The sequence below is a fragment of the Symploca atlantica LB2515 genome, assembly GCF_052546295.1.
This window is the reverse complement of record NZ_JBQWMT010000002.1, coordinates 19,642-36,686: the sequence shown is the minus strand read 5'-3', so window position 1 is coordinate 36,686 and position 17,045 is coordinate 19,642. Positions and strand designations below refer to the sequence as shown.

Annotated in this window: 12 protein-coding genes and 1 pseudogene; 10 read left to right on the top strand and 3 right to left on the bottom strand. The window is 43.0% G+C overall.

Annotated elements, in window-relative coordinates; genetic code table 11:
* Window positions 1-64: 64 nt before the first annotated feature.
* Together ACT7WV_RS25565 and ACT7WV_RS25560 are read left to right on the top strand one after the other, a co-directional pair.
* Window positions 65-649: pseudogene (locus ACT7WV_RS25565) on the top strand (transposase); the annotation flags it as partial.
* A 612-nt stretch (window positions 650-1,261) separates the two neighbouring features.
* Window positions 1,262-1,777, top strand: a complete 516-nt coding sequence (locus tag ACT7WV_RS25560; RefSeq protein WP_445105771.1) for a transposase — start codon at window positions 1,262-1,264, stop codon at window positions 1,775-1,777.
* Between the two features lie 166 nt (window positions 1,778-1,943).
* On the opposite strand, the gene ACT7WV_RS25555 is transcribed toward ACT7WV_RS25560, so the two are convergent.
* The 3 genes from ACT7WV_RS25555 to ACT7WV_RS25545 all read right to left on the bottom strand — a co-directional run bounded on the left by ACT7WV_RS25555 (window position 1,944) and on the right by ACT7WV_RS25545 (window position 3,745).
* Complete coding sequence (locus ACT7WV_RS25555) at window positions 1,944-2,345, bottom strand: hypothetical protein (RefSeq protein ID WP_445105770.1); 402 nt, start codon at window positions 2,343-2,345, stop codon at window positions 1,944-1,946.
* Entirely contained in the window at window positions 2,342-2,986 is a 645-nt protein-coding gene (locus tag ACT7WV_RS25550; protein ID WP_445105769.1) for an AAA family ATPase, read from the bottom strand. The genes ACT7WV_RS25555 and ACT7WV_RS25550 overlap by 4 nt, the downstream gene beginning before the upstream one ends.
* Before the next feature lie 591 nt (window positions 2,987-3,577).
* Window positions 3,578-3,745, bottom strand: coding sequence for a ribbon-helix-helix domain-containing protein (locus ACT7WV_RS25545; protein ID WP_445105768.1), 168 nt, complete (start codon window positions 3,743-3,745; stop codon window positions 3,578-3,580).
* A 1,260-nt stretch (window positions 3,746-5,005) separates the two neighbouring features.
* Here ACT7WV_RS25545 and ACT7WV_RS25540 point away from each other — a divergent pair.
* From ACT7WV_RS25540 to ACT7WV_RS25505, 8 genes are all read left to right on the top strand, one after another.
* Entirely contained in the window at window positions 5,006-7,270 is a 2,265-nt protein-coding gene (locus tag ACT7WV_RS25540) for a GumC family protein (protein WP_445105767.1), read from the top strand.
* A 110-nt stretch (window positions 7,271-7,380) separates the two neighbouring features.
* The gene (locus ACT7WV_RS25535; protein ID WP_445105766.1) at window positions 7,381-8,667 is read left to right on the top strand and encodes a glycosyltransferase family 4 protein; all 1,287 of its coding nucleotides are present in this window, start codon (window positions 7,381-7,383) and stop codon (window positions 8,665-8,667) included.
* A 57-nt stretch (window positions 8,668-8,724) separates the two neighbouring features.
* Window positions 8,725-10,038 (top strand): oligosaccharide flippase family protein, encoded by a 1,314-nt coding sequence (locus ACT7WV_RS25530; protein ID WP_445105765.1) that lies wholly within the window; start codon window positions 8,725-8,727, stop codon window positions 10,036-10,038.
* Window positions 10,039-10,149: 111 nt separating this feature from the next.
* A complete protein-coding gene (locus tag ACT7WV_RS25525; protein WP_445105764.1) occupies window positions 10,150-11,079 on the top strand; it encodes a glycosyltransferase in 930 nt (309 codons plus the stop codon).
* The gene (locus ACT7WV_RS25520) at window positions 11,076-12,209 is read left to right on the top strand and encodes a glycosyltransferase family 4 protein (RefSeq protein ID WP_445105763.1); all 1,134 of its coding nucleotides are present in this window, start codon (window positions 11,076-11,078) and stop codon (window positions 12,207-12,209) included. The genes ACT7WV_RS25525 and ACT7WV_RS25520 overlap by 4 nt, the downstream gene beginning before the upstream one ends.
* Before the next feature lie 57 nt (window positions 12,210-12,266).
* On the top strand, window positions 12,267-13,688 hold the full coding sequence (locus ACT7WV_RS25515; protein ID WP_445105762.1) for an O-antigen ligase domain-containing protein: 1,422 nt from the start codon (window positions 12,267-12,269) through the stop codon (window positions 13,686-13,688).
* Window positions 13,689-13,946: 258 nt separating this feature from the next.
* Window positions 13,947-15,608, top strand: coding sequence for an alkaline phosphatase family protein (locus ACT7WV_RS25510; protein WP_445105761.1), 1,662 nt, complete (start codon window positions 13,947-13,949; stop codon window positions 15,606-15,608).
* Window positions 15,609-16,020: 412 nt separating this feature from the next.
* Complete coding sequence (locus tag ACT7WV_RS25505; RefSeq protein WP_445105760.1) at window positions 16,021-17,037, top strand: NAD-dependent epimerase; 1,017 nt, start codon at window positions 16,021-16,023, stop codon at window positions 17,035-17,037.
* The last annotated feature ends 8 nt before the right edge of the window (window positions 17,038-17,045 follow it).

The window sequence follows — 17,045 nt, the reverse complement described above, 5'->3', positions numbered from 1 at the left end:
AGAAAGCTATGCTGACAATAGCAATAAAACCTCTTCTCCCAAGTTTTGTCCTTGGAGGGCAGCTATGTCTCTACATCCGTGTCCCATCAAGCCAGTTCCCCTCACAACCCGCCAAGTTGCTCAAGCTGCTTTTCCCAAAGGGAACTTATATCTAACGATGCGGGACGAAATTGGCACACTCTACAGTGACTGGGACTTTGCCACTCTGTTTCGGATGGATGGTCAACCTGCTATTTGTCCTTGGCGATTAGCATTAATTTGTGTGATGCAATCTATCGAAGGGTTGTCAGACCGACAAGCGACCGAGGCGCTTCGCAGTCGCATCGACTGGAAATATGCTTTATCGTTAGAGTTGACTGACCCTGGCTTTGACTTCAGTGTGCTGTCTGAATTCAGAACACGGCTGATTACAGGTAAAGCGGAGCAACAACTTTTAGAGCTTCTCCTCAAGCAATTCAAAGAGCGTGGGTGGTTGAAGAAGAGGGGTAAACAGCAAACCGATTCAACCCATATTTTAGCGGCGATTCGTACCCTGAATCGACTCGAAGGCAATGGGGAAACGCTGTGAGCTGCGCTCAATGCCATTGCTACGGTTGCCCCAGAATGGTTACGCTCCTGGGTTCCCCCGGAGTGGTTTGAGCGACATAGTCGGACTGTCGTTGACACTCTGCGGTCTAAAAACGCGCAGATTCTTAAGAAGAAGAAAAGACTCTATAGTCAGTTCTTGAACCGTACTCACCCTCATTATTTTCACCATTCAATTCGTTAAGTGTTTATGCAATACTTCATCCCGATATCAACAGTTAGACGAGAGCTTTCTGCATCAAGACGGTGTCAATTGCCTCTAGACTCTCCGGATTACTCCCTTGAGCTTACCTATATTCACACACACCATAGAAGTTTTACCCAGTCTAGGATTCAAGACTGGAACCCCTTACTTCTATTTCTTTGTCTAGGTTCGTTTTATAGCTCCCCAGTTGGCGTTCATTTCAGACCCCTGACGTTACTGCAAACCTTATGGCGAAGTATCTCACGCCCAAGTGCCTACCGACTGGTTAACGGCGCAGTGATTGGTTCATTGCTAATAGCAATTATATCAGTTTGTCGGCGGTTAAAACCGCTAACTTGTGTTCTTCTCAGCACTAAAGTACTTAGTTTCCCACTGTGAGGTTTTTATCATGAAGTTCATCTGATTAATAATGTCGAGACCACTCAAGCACACCTCAGCGATGTAGACCAGACCGAACCAATTCATGAGTCTTTGGCTTCCATTGCTTTGCTCCCGGACGACCATATCGTAGATGCTGGCTATGTTGATGCCACTCTACTCGTGACCAGTCGCAAGCAGTATGGCGTAGCAGTGGTCGGTTCAGTACGTCCCAATGTCAGTTGGCAGTCTAAAATTCCAGGAGGTTACGACATTAGCCAGTTCAAGGTCAATTGGAACACCAAGCGCGTCACCTGTCCAATGGGCAAAAAGAGTACCAAAAAATGGACTCCTTATCAGGATCAGTCGGGCAATCAGGTAATTCGTGTTGCGTTTCCTAGACGGAAGTGTCAACTTTGTCCCAGTCGTTCTCTCTGTACTCGCTCAGATTCTCAACCTAGAAGACTAACTCTGCGCCCAAAACAAGAGCATAAACTGCTTCAATCCATCAGAGTTCAACAAGAAACAGACGATTGGAAAAAAATCTACAACACAAGGGCAGTAGTTGAAGGAACAATTTCCCAAGGCGTAAGGGCGTGGGGTTACTTTTTCCTCATCTTATCTCCCTAAGTGACAAATGAGGGATAGTTGTAAAACTCCAACATACCCCTAAACAAGTTGTCAAAATACAGGCTACTCTCTAAGTATTTGCTGATGCTTGCAAATACTTCAACGAAAACACAAATCCCAAAATTAAGAAGTAATTTGACTAATAAAAAATGAGTGATTTTTATAATTAAACTTCTACATCCTTTAAAGTTTCATCTAACAAAACTCTGACGATTTGCGCCTTCTTTTTACCTGTTTTTGCAGCCAAAATAGATAACTTCTGATGCATTGACACTGACAAATCTACCGTAAAACGCACTGTGGCTTCTTTAGGTGGGGTTTGGAATTTATCCATCAGCTTTGACGTTGTTGATGTTTTTTTTGTGATGCGTTGTGTTTTTGGTTTATCTTCAGTGTTAGGTGCATTCACTTCACTAACGGTATCAGCAAGTGCAGGCATTGGTCGCAGTTCGTCGGCTACTTTTTCCTCTGGTGCTGCTTTGCCTGTTGTCTGATGCTCTTGCTCTCCATAAATAAACTGTCGTGCCAGAGCATCATCTAGAGACTTTCGATTTTTTCGGGGATTCATAATAAAGCCAAGATTTCTTTAAATAATCGCTCGTATTCCTGCGCTGACTCCTTAGCTGGGCGACTAGGCAAATCCCAAACTGTTGCTGACTGACCAGAAGTGTCTGCGATCGCTTGCCTTTGATGAATCACTGTCTTGAGCAAAGTTACTTCTGGAGTTTTGCTCAGGAGTGCGTACGCTTCATCTTTGAGCTTGGTGCCTTTTACCGCTCGACTGACAAACACTGCTGCCTTCGGGGAACCACTTCTAACCGACTGTGCTTGTTTAATTAATCTCACTGCATCAGAAGCCGAGCGCAAATCCACTCCGGTAGGCTGTACTGGAACTATGGCTAAGTCAGCACGAAATAAAATAGCTCTAGTTGCTTCCGCTAAACTGGCAGGACCATCAACTACCAGTAAGTCACACTGGGAAGCTAGCTCTGGTATTTGATCAAGCAGATCATCTGGTGTCTGCACTACCTGATAGATAATTGACAATTCCATACCTGACAACCACTCTGAACTTGAGCACTGGGCATCGGCGTCTACTAGTAGTGCTTTCTTTTTCTTGTTGATGGCTAGCCAGTAAGCGAAATGTACTGCCGTAGTTGATTTACCACAGCCTCCCTTTTGATTGATAAATCCAATAATCTTACCCACGGTTAAAGAAACCCTCTCTAGCGCAAAGAATTGTTTTGACTCGTCTTGGCTGAAAAAGTGGTGTTGTTGATAAGGCTATGATTTTCCGGAGATCCCCGACCTTTGAATCAAATTTATTCAGTAGCAATCAAGGTTTCCACTAAAAATTCAGTGATATGGGTTGTCTTGTAAGATTAGTAACGTCAAAAGACTTGACTTAAGAAAGACAAGATCACATGAACTCGATAGATATCTTCCATTTCTCTCAGTTCTAAATACTGCATTACTTACTGCACTATAGCAGTACTGCATTACTTACTGCATTGCTGTTATAGTACAGTCTTTACTTACACTTAAAGTTCCTTATGAGACATGGCACATTGAAAGAGCTGTTACTTACCACGCAATTAAAGAATGCGGGTTTTTTCACCTATGTTTCCTAAGGTGGTTTTCTATTTTTTAACTTTGAATAACAATTCTCTCCTCATCGTTAATGGTTACCGATCAGAGAAGAGATTCGATGAAGATGGGGAGTTGACCTTTTCTGTGGCTCTGCTGGGAGACGCTTTTTCTTCCTCTCATAGTTAAGCTATCACCCTGAACAAGAATGCTTCAAGACTCTTCCGATGGAAGCTTCCCTTTTTCTCTTGCCCTTTCTACTGCTTCCTTGAGGATCATTGCAGCTTTCTGGGATAGGGATCTTTCTTCGGACTCGGCTAATTGCCTCAATCCTTTTCTGACTTCTTCCTCTATAAACACTGAGATAACCACTTTTGCCATCTCTCTTTATCCTACCAAGATACCTTAAGTCATATTAAGGCTTATTCTTATTAGCGCAGCATACTAAATGTTAAGAATTTTTAAATAAGCAACTAACATATGTTAGTTTAACACTGGTAAGTACGAGTTTTAGCCAAAGTACTGCAGTCAAACAAAACTGTCTGTGGATTAGCCTTAACAAAGTTAAAGGATATATTGCGTCCTTCAGATAAGCTGACTGCAAGCTTTGTCAATAACCTAGGTAGTAGTTCTCTGCTCAGAAAATACCGTGCAATTGTTCTAGGGTTATCAGCTAAATTACTGTAACAACTTAACTGTTGAGGCAGATCGAGGATAAATGACAGATGTATTCAATCTAGAAAATGTCTTACTGTCCTACTTAACTCGAAAAAATAATCAGAAATCCTCGAATGTTGTTTCGAGTTACCAGTGATTTATCATTCGGTAGTAAAAGTCATAACTGTCTAGAGGGGGAATCGTCGCTCACCAATTGGGAAGCCCGGTAAAATCTGAAACTAGGTCAATTTTGTAGAGTTCTGTAGCTGAGAAATTTTTGAAGATATCGTGAAGATTTAGCGGCTGTGAAAATGTCAGCAAGTTTAAGTCTGTGGCTATCAATCAATTTAACTGAGCAAGCTGTTCAGTTAAATTGAAGCTAGACTTTTTTCAATCTTGACTTCTCCCGAGTAACTTATTGGTTATCTTACTTCACTTAGTTACCCAGAAACTAAGGCAACTCGAACTACGTCAGCCGAGATATTACCGAATATTTTTCAGTTAGCTAGGGGAGAAATAATTTTTTGGAATAAATACAGCAGTCTAAAATTAATATTTTTCTATACTATACTGTGCGTTTTTTACTGACTAATTATAGATATAGTAAAGTTATTAGCTAAATAGCCAGGTAAACTATCCGGGTGTAACACTTGTAAGGCAGAATATTGATTATAAGGTTTATCTTTGTGGTTAGTTGAGGAGCAAACTTTAAGGAGATGTTTTTTTGTGTCCCGGAAACTTGAACATTTTATCTAGTCAAAGGTTTTGGCTAGATAAAAGTATGGCTGCTAATGACTAGCATATTTTTTTAGAAGGTGCAAGGGAACGAACTATACAAAATTTGACAACTCTGAGTGGTCAATCTTAAAAGGTTATAGTGGTTGCAACTCCTCATTAAATCACGAGAGCTTGCAGCCACAAGCACAACAATATGTTTGTTATTAACCGCGTTCAGATCACGGGGGATTCCGCGATTTAGCTAAAATGGTGTATGCCAAAATGAACCAAGAACAAGACTCTCAAATCTTATCAATTAGCAAACAGGGCAGACAGTTGCAGCAGCAACTACCATTAGATGATGAAGTTGAGTTAAGCGCCCCGCCTCAAAAGGGACTAAATCTGGCCCCGTTATTAAGGATAGTCCAGAGGAGAGTCCTCTTGATTGCTGGGATTACAGCACTAGCTACCGCAGCAGCGGCGTTGATGAGTTCGAGATCCCCGTCTTCATATAAAGGGAGCTTTCAGCTTCTCGCCGAACCGGTAACATCTGAACAAAAACTAGCCGACCCAAGTACACTAGCTCGTAATCAAGGAAGAGTCGATGATCGAGCTTTTGAACTAGATTACTCTACCACATTTGAAATCTTAACGGGTCCTGGAACTTTATCTGACATAGTCAAGGAAGTTCAAACTCAGTATCCCGATTTTAATATAGGTCAGCTCACGGGTTTATTAACAGTCGAACGCCTTGATTCAGCAAAGTTTGGCGGAAAAACCAAGATCATGCAAGTGAGCTATGAAGGTTTAGACCCAGACTTAGTTCAGTTGGTTATAGAGAAAACTGCCGATAAATATTTAAAGTACAGTCTTGAGGAGCGCAAGACCAGCATTGGTCAAGGTATTGAGTTCATTGAAGAGCAACTACCTGAGAGACAAAAACGAGTAGATGGGCTGCAAGCAGATCTCCAAAAAGTACAACAGCAGTACAACTTGATTGACCCAACAGTGCAGGGTGAAGATTTGTACACCCGAGTTCGTGAAATCACTAACGAACAGTTAGCTACCCAAAGAGAGCTACAAGAGCAAAAGACACTATACGTCAACTTACAAAAACAATTAAGCCTAAGTCCTGAGGAAGCAATTGCCGCTTCAGCTTTGAGTGAAGATCCTAGCTATAATAACCTATTAGCAAAGCTTAAGGATGTAGAAAGTCAGATTGCGGCAGAGTCTGCTCGCTTCCAGCCTGGTAGCCCGGAAATTCAGGCTCTACAGGAGCAAAGACAGAACTTACAAAATTTACTAAGCAAGGAATCACAGCGGATTTTAGGGCAGAATCTAACAGCAACGACTAATCCCCAAGTGCTATCTTTCCAAAATCCGACTCGCATCACCCTGATTCAGAGACTGGTTGATACCAGAAACCAAATTGAGGTACTAGAAGTTCGCAATCAAGAGCTTGCCAAGGCCAAAAATGCTTTTGAGCAACAAGCCAATCAATTCCCGGCGATTGCTAATCAGTACAATAGGTTACAGCGGCAGCTCGATCTTGCTACCAAGACACTCAATGACTTGTTAACTCAACGAGAAAGCTTACGGGTTGAGGCAGCTCAAACCGAAGTACCTTGGGAACTAGTCTCCGATCCCAGTATCTCCCGCGATGCTACAGGTAATCCGATACCACAAGCTGGTAGTGCTAGTAAGCTGCTGTTGATGGGCGTAATGGGGGGTCTATTTTTGGGTATGGGAGTAGCTTTAGTCTATGAGAAGTCTCGCAATATCTTCTACAGTACCGAAGATCTAGAAGATGCCACCAAATTGCCTTTGCTGGGGATGATTCCACCTCAGAAAAGCCCTCTGTTTCTGGAAGCCTTCGACTCTCTTTATACCAATATCCGTTTTCGTTTTTCAACTTCACCAATTCGTTCCTTAGTTGTTGGCTCACCTACACCTGAGGATGGTAAGTCTACTGTAGCTTTGCACTTGGCTAAAACAGCAGCAGCTATGGGTCAACGAGTCCTACTAGTGGACGCCAACTTGCGTTCACCTCAGCTCCACACCAGGTTAGACTTACAAAACTTTGAGGGACTAAGCGACCTTCTGGACAACAAACTAGCTCTCAACGATCTCATTGAGCGATCTCCCCATACAGATAATCTTTTTGTGTTAACCTCTGGTCAATACTTACCAGATTCTCCCAAACTTCTGGCATCTGACAAGATGCAGTATTTAAAGGAGAAATTTCAAGAAAAGTTTGACTTGGTTATCTATGACACACCCAATTTTCTTGACTATACAGACGCTAGCTTTTTAGCAGATCATATAGACGGGATATTAATGGTTGTGGCAATTCACAAAACCAAGCAATCTTTAGTCCAGAAAACCCTAGAACAATTAAATACTTTTGGTTTGCCAATTCTTGGTGTAGTTGCCAATCGTGTCAAACCTTCATCGCTTACTACCTCACCTCAGGCGAGGAAAATAAGCAAAGAAGTCAAAGAATACGAAAAAATGGGTTCAGCATCAGGATAAAAATCTTTAGCTATCCTATTTATGTTTATCCAAGGGTGTGTGTTCTATACTGTCTGGTTATCCAGATTTCTATATCCAACTCAAATAAATATTGTTTCTCTGAGTTGAGAATGAAAATTGCTTATTTAGTTAATCAATATCCTAAAGTAAGTCACAGCTTTATCCGGCGAGAAATTGCCAGCCTAGAAGCCTGTGGTGTTACAGTTGTCCGTTTTTCACTCCGTTCTTGTGCTGCTGAGCTAGTTGACGAAGCCGACAAGTTAGAGCAGGAGAAAACTCGATTTGTTTTAGAAATTGGGATAGTAGGCTTGTTACTTAGTCTGCTCCGTGTTTTCCTAACCAGACCTGTACGTTTTCTGAGAGTTTTGTGGTTAACGCTCAAAATTGGCTGGGGTTCAGATCGAGGTGTTGTCAATCATCTAGCCTACTTAGCTGAAGCCTGCGTTCTTCTGGGTTGGTTTTCAGAAGTGGACATAACACAAGTTCATGCCCACTTCGGGACAAACTCAACAACTGTAGCAATGTTGTGTCATCTGCTGGGCGGTCCCCCCTACAGCTTCACTGTCCACGGCCCGGAAGAGTTTGATAAATGTCAAACTCTTGCCTTAGAAGAGAAAATTAAGTGGGCTGCTTTTGTTGTGGCAATTAGTTCCTATGGCAAGAGTCAACTTTATCGCTGGTGCGACCACCAACAGTGGTCAAAAATTCATGTGATACGTTGTGGGGTGGATAAGATGTTTTTAACTGAAGATTACACCCCCATACCGGAACAACCACGCTTGGTTTGTGTTGGTCGGTTGAGTGAACAAAAAGGTCACTTGCTGTTAATTGAAGCTGCTGGTCAACTAGCCGCTGAAGGTTTGCAGTTTAAGTTGGTATTCGTTGGTGATGGACCTCTAAGATCCCAGATTGAAGCCCAGATGGCACGGCTTGGTCTGCAAGACCATATTGAAATTACTGGCTGGGCAAGTGGTAACGAGGTTCAAGAACAGATTTTGGCGGCACGGGCAATGGTGCAGCCCAGTTTTGCTGAAGGTTTGCCCGTAGTGATTATGGAATCCTTAGCTTTGGGCCGTCCAGTCATCAGTACCTATGTGGCTGGTATACCAGAACTGGTGGATCCTGGCACTTGTGGTTGGCTCGTGCCAGCAGGCTCAGTTGAAGCTTTAACGGCAGCAATGCGTGCCGTATTGCTCTCACCAGTGGAAGTACTAGAGCAAATGGGAAAAGTTGGTGCTGAGCGAGTCGTAAGGCAGCATGATGTAGCTGTAGAAGCCAGTAAGTTGGCAGTACTATTCCGGTCTGAGATTAATCAGTCATTGCCAGGTCAATTCGTAGTCAACGCACCACTTCCAGGTGCAAACTCTGCCAGTATTCCCCTTACTAGGAATAGCTAATGCTCAAATATCAAGTGATTTTCCCTGTATCTGGTTTTTCCACTCGCAAAAGCAATCATGTCATCACTTAAAAAACTTGCCATCCGTGGTGCAGCTTGGTCTTTTCTTGGCTATGGGGCGAGTCAGGTCATCCGATTCGGAAGTAATTTAGTCCTGAGTCGCTTGCTCGTCCCAGAGTATTTTGGTCTTATGGCCTTAATCAATGTCTTGATTATTGGTCTTGCCTTATTCTCGGACATCGGCATCGGACCAAGTATTATTCAAAGTAAGCGCGGAGACGACCCCACTTTTCTCAACACTGCCTGGACAATCCAGGTATTTCGAGGTATCACCCTATGGCTATGTGCATGTATTGCTGCCTGGCCATTCGCTCAGTTTTATAATGAACCCAAGTTAGTTTGGGTAATTCCCGTAGCCAGCTTAAGTGCTGTTGTAGCAGGGTTTAACTCTACTTCCCTATTCACTGCTAACCGTAACCTAGAACTCGGACGGCTGACAGTAATCGAAATAGCAGCACAAACAGGAAGTACCACAGTTATGGTGACTTGGGCGTTGATTACCCCAAGTGTTTGGGCACTCGTTGCAGGTGGCATGACTGCTTCTTCGATCAAGATGTTGTCGAGTCACTTCTGGCTTACTGGCATCAAACACCGCTTAACTTGGGATCAAAAATCGGCACAGTCTCTGTTTCGCTTTGGTAGATGGATCTTCATCAGCACCATGATGACTTTTTTCATAAACCAGTCAGATCGACTGATCCTTGGTAAATTTATGAGTCTAAGCACTCTTGGTGTCTATAGCTATGCTTACCAAATTGCACAAGTTGTTGAACAAATTTACCAAAGAATTAAACAACAGGTACTTTTCCCTATCTACTCAAAGCTAAATTATCTTCATCCTAAAGAATTACGGGGTAGAGTCAAAAAAGTCAGGCTCACTCTGATGGCTGCTTTACTTCCGATACTCTGGTTTTTAGTTATTCTTGGTCCAAATATTATTGATTTTCTCTTTGATCCCCGATATAAAGATGCGGGTTGGATGCTCCAGATTCTTGCAGCAGGATGGATTGTTCCCATGGCTACGGACATTGGTCCTTTTTATCTGGCATATGGAAATTCATTTTTGATGATGCAAATACTAGCTATCAGATCCACTTTACTATTGGGTGGAATGATTGTTGGTGGTACTCTTGCTGGCAATACGGGATTAATTTGTGGTATTGCTTTTTCCCAAGTCCTTTTATACCCATTTCAAGTCTTAGTTTACAGAAGATATTCCCTCTGGATACCAGAATTAGATGCTCTAGGAGTTCTGGGTTCAGTAGCTGTTATTGCAGGCGGTCTGTGGCTAATGAATATGTTTGCTGGATGATATTTCAAGATTTTTGATAGTAGGGTTAAATACAATCATGTTTTGTAAAAAGTGACTTTTATGTTCCAACAACCCAGTTAATTAAAAAACAAGAGAGGAAAAGATAATAAAATGTCCTGTATATCGGTATTGATGCCCGTCTATAATGCGGAGATTTACCTTCGTGAAGCTGTTGAAAGTATTCTGAACCAAACTTTCAGTGACTTTAAATTTCTCATTATCAATGATGGCTCTACCGATCAATCTGAAGCGATATTGCAAGAGTTTCAGAAGCAGGATAAGCGTATTAAAATTATCAGCCGCAGTAATAAAGGATTGATAGCCACGCTTAATGAAGGGCTTGATTATGCAAATGAGCGCTATATTGCTCGCATGGATGCTGATGATATTGCCTTGCCAGAAAGATTTGCTAAACAAGTTGCTTTCCTTGAAGAAAATCCTGACTATGTAGCAGTTGGTTCGCAGGTTTTATTAATTGATCCAGAAGGTTGGCCAATTAGTCTATTTTCCCAACAAACCAGTCATGAAGAAATTGATGATGCTCATATGAAGGGTAAGGGAGGAGCCATTTGTCATCCGGCAGTTATGCTACGCCGTGATGCGTTAAAAAACATTGGTGGTTATCGTCAACAGATGAAACACTCCGAAGATCTTGATCTATTTCTACGATTAGCAGAAATTGGCAGACTCGCCAATCTTTCAGACATACTGTTGCAGTACAGGATGCATCCGAATAGTATTGGTAACAGTCATCGCCTTGAGCAAACGCAAACCAGGGATTTAGCCGTCCAAGAAGCTCATTGCCGCAGAGCTATTGCACTACCAACCACTCTGAATAGTAACGAACAACAGCAGTACCCGATAGACGCACTCCATCGGAAATGGGCTTGGTGGTCATTAAATGCTGGTTACCTAGCAACCGCCAGAAAGCACGCTCTGTTGGCAGTCAAGAAAAACCCGATCTCTCTGGAATCTTGGAAAGTGCTTGCCTTTGCTATGTGCGGTAACTCTAGTTCAAAAAGCAGGTTTTTAAATCCGTGAAAATCACATTCGTTCTTCCACACGCTAGCATGGCTGGAGGTGTTCGTGTCGTGGCTATTTATGCAGAACACTTGAAGCGCCGTGGTCATGAAGTTTGCGTAGTTTCAACACCTCGTACACCTTTGAAGGTTAAAGAGAAGTTCAAATCATTGCTTAAAGGCAATGGTTGGCCGACTGATCCCAAACCAGGCCCTTCACATCTGGATAATGTAGATGTCCCCCATAAAATTATTGATCACCTACCGCCAGTAGTTGAGAATGATCTACCTGATGCTGATCTAGTTGTAGCAACCTGGTGGACAACTGCCGAGTGGGTAGCGAGTCTATCGGAGGCTAAGGGAGCAAAAGCTTATTTCATTCAGCATCACGAAGTTTTCGACTACTTGCCTAAAGACAGAGTAGAGGCTACTTATTCTCTGCCCTTGCACAAAATCACCATCTCAAAGTGGTTGCTTGATTTGATGCAAAATAGATATGGCGATAGTCATGTTTCCTTGATCCCAAACAGTGTAGATACCAAGCAGTTTTACGCACCACCCCGTGGCAAACAATCTATGCCTACTGTTGGCATGTTGTATTCTCCCATTTATTGGAAAGGATGCGACATCAGTCTTAAAGCTTTTGCCCTAGCTGCACAGGAAATTCCCAATTTACGCTTGGTAGCATTTGGCAATAATAGCCCATCACCAGATTTACCACTGCCCAAGGGTACGGAGTATGTCCAACAGCCCCAACAAAACCGTATCAAAGATATTTACGCCAGTTGTGATGTTTGGTTATGTGGTAGTCGCAGCGAAGGGTTTCACTTGCCACCTTTAGAAGCGATGGCTTGTCGCTGCCCTGTATTGTCAACCCAGGTTGGTGGTCCTGTAGATATTATTGAAAATGGTGTTAACGGCTATCTCGTGCCTATTGAAGATCACAATGCCCTCGCCAAGCACTTAGTTAAAGTGTTGAGTCTTAGTGATGCTGAGTGGCAAGCAATGTCCAATGCAGCATATGCTACAGCTACTCGCTATACCTGGGATGATGCCACCGACCTGTTCGAGGCAGCATTACACACCACCGTTGAGCGTACACAAAGGGGTGATTTTTCCAGCGCCAATCTATCAAAAAATGTCAGCCAATAGCCGACTTCTATTTAAAGTCACTGCTATTGCTTAGCAAGAGGTTCAAGTCAGACAACCATGGGATTTAAGTTTCTCAGTAACCCATTTTCCCCTCCAAGTTTACTAGTACCCCTTGTCATGTTTGCCTGGATTCCGGTCGTCCTCTATATATTTATGAGGTTTCCGGCTCAACGGGCAATAGTTATCAGTTTTATTGGGGCATGGCTATTCCTGCCAGAAGCAGGCTTGGAACTACCGGCACTCCCAGACTACGACAAGGCGTCGGCAACTTCCTATGGTGTTCTACTAGCTACTTTTATCTTTGATTTTGGGCGTTTTAGTTTATTTCGCTTTGGTTGGATTGACATACCAATGCTGATTTGGTGTCTATGTCCTATTGCTTCATCAATGACCAACGGTCTGGGTTTGTACGATGGAGTAACAACTGCTGTTACGCAAACTATGAGCTGGGGAGTGCCCTATTTTTTGGGTCGGATCTATCTCAATGACTTAGCCGGACTACGCAAACTGGCGGTTGGTATTTTTGTTGGTGGGCTAGTTTATGTTCCTTTGTGCTTGTATGAAATCCGTCTGAGTCCGCAGCTCCACAATATACTTTACGGCGGTCATCCTAGTGGTTTTGGCATGTCAATCCGTTTAGGGGGATTTAGACCGACAGTGTTTATGCGGCACGGTCTAGCAGTGGGCATGTGGATGATGACAGCTACGCTGATTGGTATTTGGTTATGGAGAACTGGGGTCGTTAAGCAAATCTGGAACATTCCCGTTACTTGGTTAGTAGCAGCACTGTTAGTTACATTTGTCTTGTGCAAATCTACAGGTGCGTATATCTATCTAGGATTAGGACTAGTCATCTTATTTATTGGCAAGTATTTTCGCACTGCTATCCCAGCATTTCTTGTCGTTTTATCTATTTGTTCCTATTTATATATCAACGCAGAAACCGAAACCTATTTTACTGATCAAATTATCACTTCTTTAAAGGGAGCTGGAATGCCTGAAGAACGTGTCCAATCCTTAGAATTTAGGTTTAACAATGAAGAGCTACTCACAGATAAAGCGCGGGAGAGAAAAATGTTTGGCTGGGGGGGATGGGGAAGAGCTCTCATCTTCGACGAAGATGGCAAACAGCTAACCATCCAAGATAGCTTGTGGATTATTGCTTTTGGTCACCATGGCACTGTTGGAATAGCCAGCTTAACAGCCTCAATGTTACTTCCTGTAGTGAGCTTGTTTTGGTTTCGCTATCCAGCCAGTTTGTGGTCTAATCGCAAAGTTGCACCAGCAGCTGTACTGGCAATGGTTTTAATTTTATTCATGATTGACTGTCTCTTAAATGCGATGGTCAACCCGATTTACGTCGTTGCTAATGGAGCAATTGCAGGGGTTATTCTCAAAGAACCAGAATCTAATCGGACGAAGAAAAGATTACCCCAATCGAAATCAGGTTATTTAGGTTCAACAAGTCATACAGTATAAACTCTAGTTTTGGATAATTATCATGAAAAGTGAGCAAAATTTTATGATAGTTTTACGTAGCTTTAACAGCTTTTTACCTACTTGACTAAGGGAAATGTTAATCTGGATTTAGGAAAATCTATTAACCAGAAGAAGACAAAATAAATTCTGCTAAATTAAGTACCTTGATCAGCTTAGAAGAGAATGACTTTATTTTAGGCTATTTCTAATCTCTACAAAATTTATTATAACCATCAGAGTAAGGACTAAATAAGAGAGATGAAAAACCCCGTCATTGCGATTGGGCTAGATGCAGCTGACCCCGCCTTAATTGAAAAATGGATGTCTCAAGGACATCTGAAAAATTTGCGCCGCTTGCGAGAGCAAGGAGCTTACGGACGCCTGAAAACCTTTGAGGCTTACCGGGCAGAGACACCATGGACAACTTTCCTGACTGGTTGCTCACCTCAAAAAACAGGGTACTGGTCACCGATAAAATATTATGAAAATAACTATTCTATAGAAGTAGTTGAAGCCTACAATTTTGCTGAGCATCAACCGTTTTATGCTCTAGGTGAGGAGCGTAGAGTAGCAGTATTTGATATGCCTCAGGCTCCGCTCTCTGACCAAGTAAAGGGTTTGCAAGTCCTAGCTTGGGGAGCTCATTCTCCTCAAACTCCTAGTCATTCTCAGCCCGCATCCCTATTTCAAGAAATAGTTAATAAGCACGGCGAGCATCCAGCTTTGCGCAACGACGGTGCCAATATTCTCAATCTGGAGTCTATGGAACGTCTTCAGAAAAAGCTTGAGACTGGTATCTCGCGCCGCTCGACTATTTGTCAAGATCTCTTGCAGCAAGAGCCGTGGGATTTGTTCTTGACAATTTTTGGAGAAACCCATTCCGCAGGTCATTACTTCTGGCACCTGAGTCAGCCAGATCATCCCCTGTACGAATCAATGGGCAAAAATTTATCTGCCGATCCTCTTTTAGAAGTTTTCGAGGCAATAGACCAAGCCATTGGTGGAATTCTGACTAAAGCCCCAGAAAATGCTCATGTTATAGTTTTTGCTGCTCATGGTATGGGCACCAATGTTATGGACATTCCTAGCATGGTGTTCTTACCGGAGTTTCTCTACCGATTTAGTTTCCCAGACAAATTGGGATTAGCCCCCCATAAATTGGGTAGCACTCTCAAGCCACCCTTAGTGGAACTTACCAAAAAACTGGGTTGGGTTAGAGCACTTTGGAACTCAAAGCACGAATCAAATCCGATTAAAGGATTTTTGCGCCGTCATCTCCCACCGAGATATTTTGATCGCCTAGAGCCATTTTTGGGTAGTTCTCCACAACCCGACCTGATGTCTCCTTTCAAGCTCTATGAGCAGTCGCAGCCAGAATGCTTCCAACCAGCAGTTTGGTATAAGCATCTGTGGCCGCAGATGAAAGCGTTTGCCCTACCAAGCTTTTCAGAAGGATATATTCGCATCAATCTGCAAGGACGAGAGTCACAGGGAATTGTCCCTCCTTCTGAATACAACGCTGTTTGCGACGAACTGATTGAAAAGCTCTATCGTCTCAAAGATGCTCGCACAGGTCAGCCCATGGTTAAGGATATTATTCGGATGCGCCAAGAAGCAACCGACCGTGACCCCAAGCTACCCGATGCAGATTTAGTAGTTACTTGGCAAGAGCAATGCGTTACTGACATTGTTGATAGTCCTGATATGGGGCGTATCGGCCCTATTCCTTTTCTGCGGACAGGAAGCCATCGTTCTGATGGATTCATTCTAGCTAGTGGTCCCAATATTGAGGCTGGGTCTGACTTGCCTGCTGGTCATTCACTAGATTTAGCACCCACAATTCTCAATTTAATGGGGGCACCAATCCCTGAACACTTTGAAGGCAAACCGCTGGTGGAAATGCCAGTCTCCGTTAGCTAGTGCAACTTCAAGGAACCTTTTTATGCCAGAGATACCATCTACAGTAAGGTGTGTATCTCTATGGGCGGGAAACTCAGTTCTATAAAAATGCCGAGCCTTAGTAACAAAGCCTTTGAGTTAAAGGACGAACACTATAGAAAAGAAGGCTCGGCATTTGTTTTTTTATCCAGAGCAACAAAAGCCTTTCACAGAGTGCAAAAAGTTAACACCAGTCAAGTCCGAATCGCTCCTCGTGGCTATCTCGAAAAAACCCAGCATTTGCCACTGAGACAAGCAGTGTTTTCCTTGAGGATTCTTGTTAAAAGATAGCCCTGGGATTGAGTGCAACTGCATTTTTAAGCTGATGGGAGAGGGATTTTAGCTTAAAGTTAAGAGCGAGTGAAATAGTAAAATAAGGCATCATGGTTTAGACATGGGAATTATTTTAGTTACGGGAGCAGCGGGTTTTATCGGGTTTCATCTATGCCAAAAACTTTTGGCTAGAGGAGAATCAGTCGTTGGTATCGATAACCTGAACGACTATTACGACGTGAATCTAAAGCAAGCACGGTTAGCCCAACTAGAAAACCAGTCTAATTTTGAGTTCGCGAAGCTAGACCTGGCAAATCGCGACGGGATGGCATCTTTATTTGCCGAGCATCAACCAGAAAAAGTAGCTCACTTGGCAGCCCAGGCAGGTGTACGGTACTCGCTCAAAAACCCCTACGCCTACTCTGACAGCAACTTGATAGGTTTTGTTAATATTTTAGAAGGTTGTCGTCATTCCGGAGTCAAACATTTAGTGTTTGCCTCTTCCAGCTCTGTCTACGGGGCAAATACCAAAATTCCCTTCTCGGTAGAAGATTTTGTAGATCACCCAGTCAGTCTGTACGCTGCCACAAAGAAGGCGAATGAACTAATGGCTCATGCCTACAGCCATTTGTACAACCTGCCAACAACAGGTCTACGTTTCTTTACGGTCTACGGACCTTGGGGGAGACCTGATATGGCATATTTTTTATTTACGCGGGCAATTCTAGCAGGCCAGCCAATTCAGGTCTTCAACCACGGTAAGATGCAGCGTGACTTTACTTATATTGACGACATTGTTGAGGGTGTGGTGCGGGTGCTAGACCGTATTCCTACTTCCAATCCCGACTCGCCTCCCAACTCACCGGAAGCTAACTCTAACACCACCAAAGCTCCTTACAAAATTTACAACATCGGTAATAATCAGCCAGTGCCTTTGCTGGAATTTATCGAAGTCTTAGAGAAATGCCTTGGTAAAGAGGCTCAAAAGAACCTATTACCGATGCAGCCAGGGGATGTACCTATTACCTATGCCGATATTACTGAGCTGGAATTAGAAACTGGTTTTAAACCCACAACCTCAATTGAGACGGGCATTGCTCAGTTTGTTAAATGGTATCTATCTTATTATCAAAAATAGAACTAGCC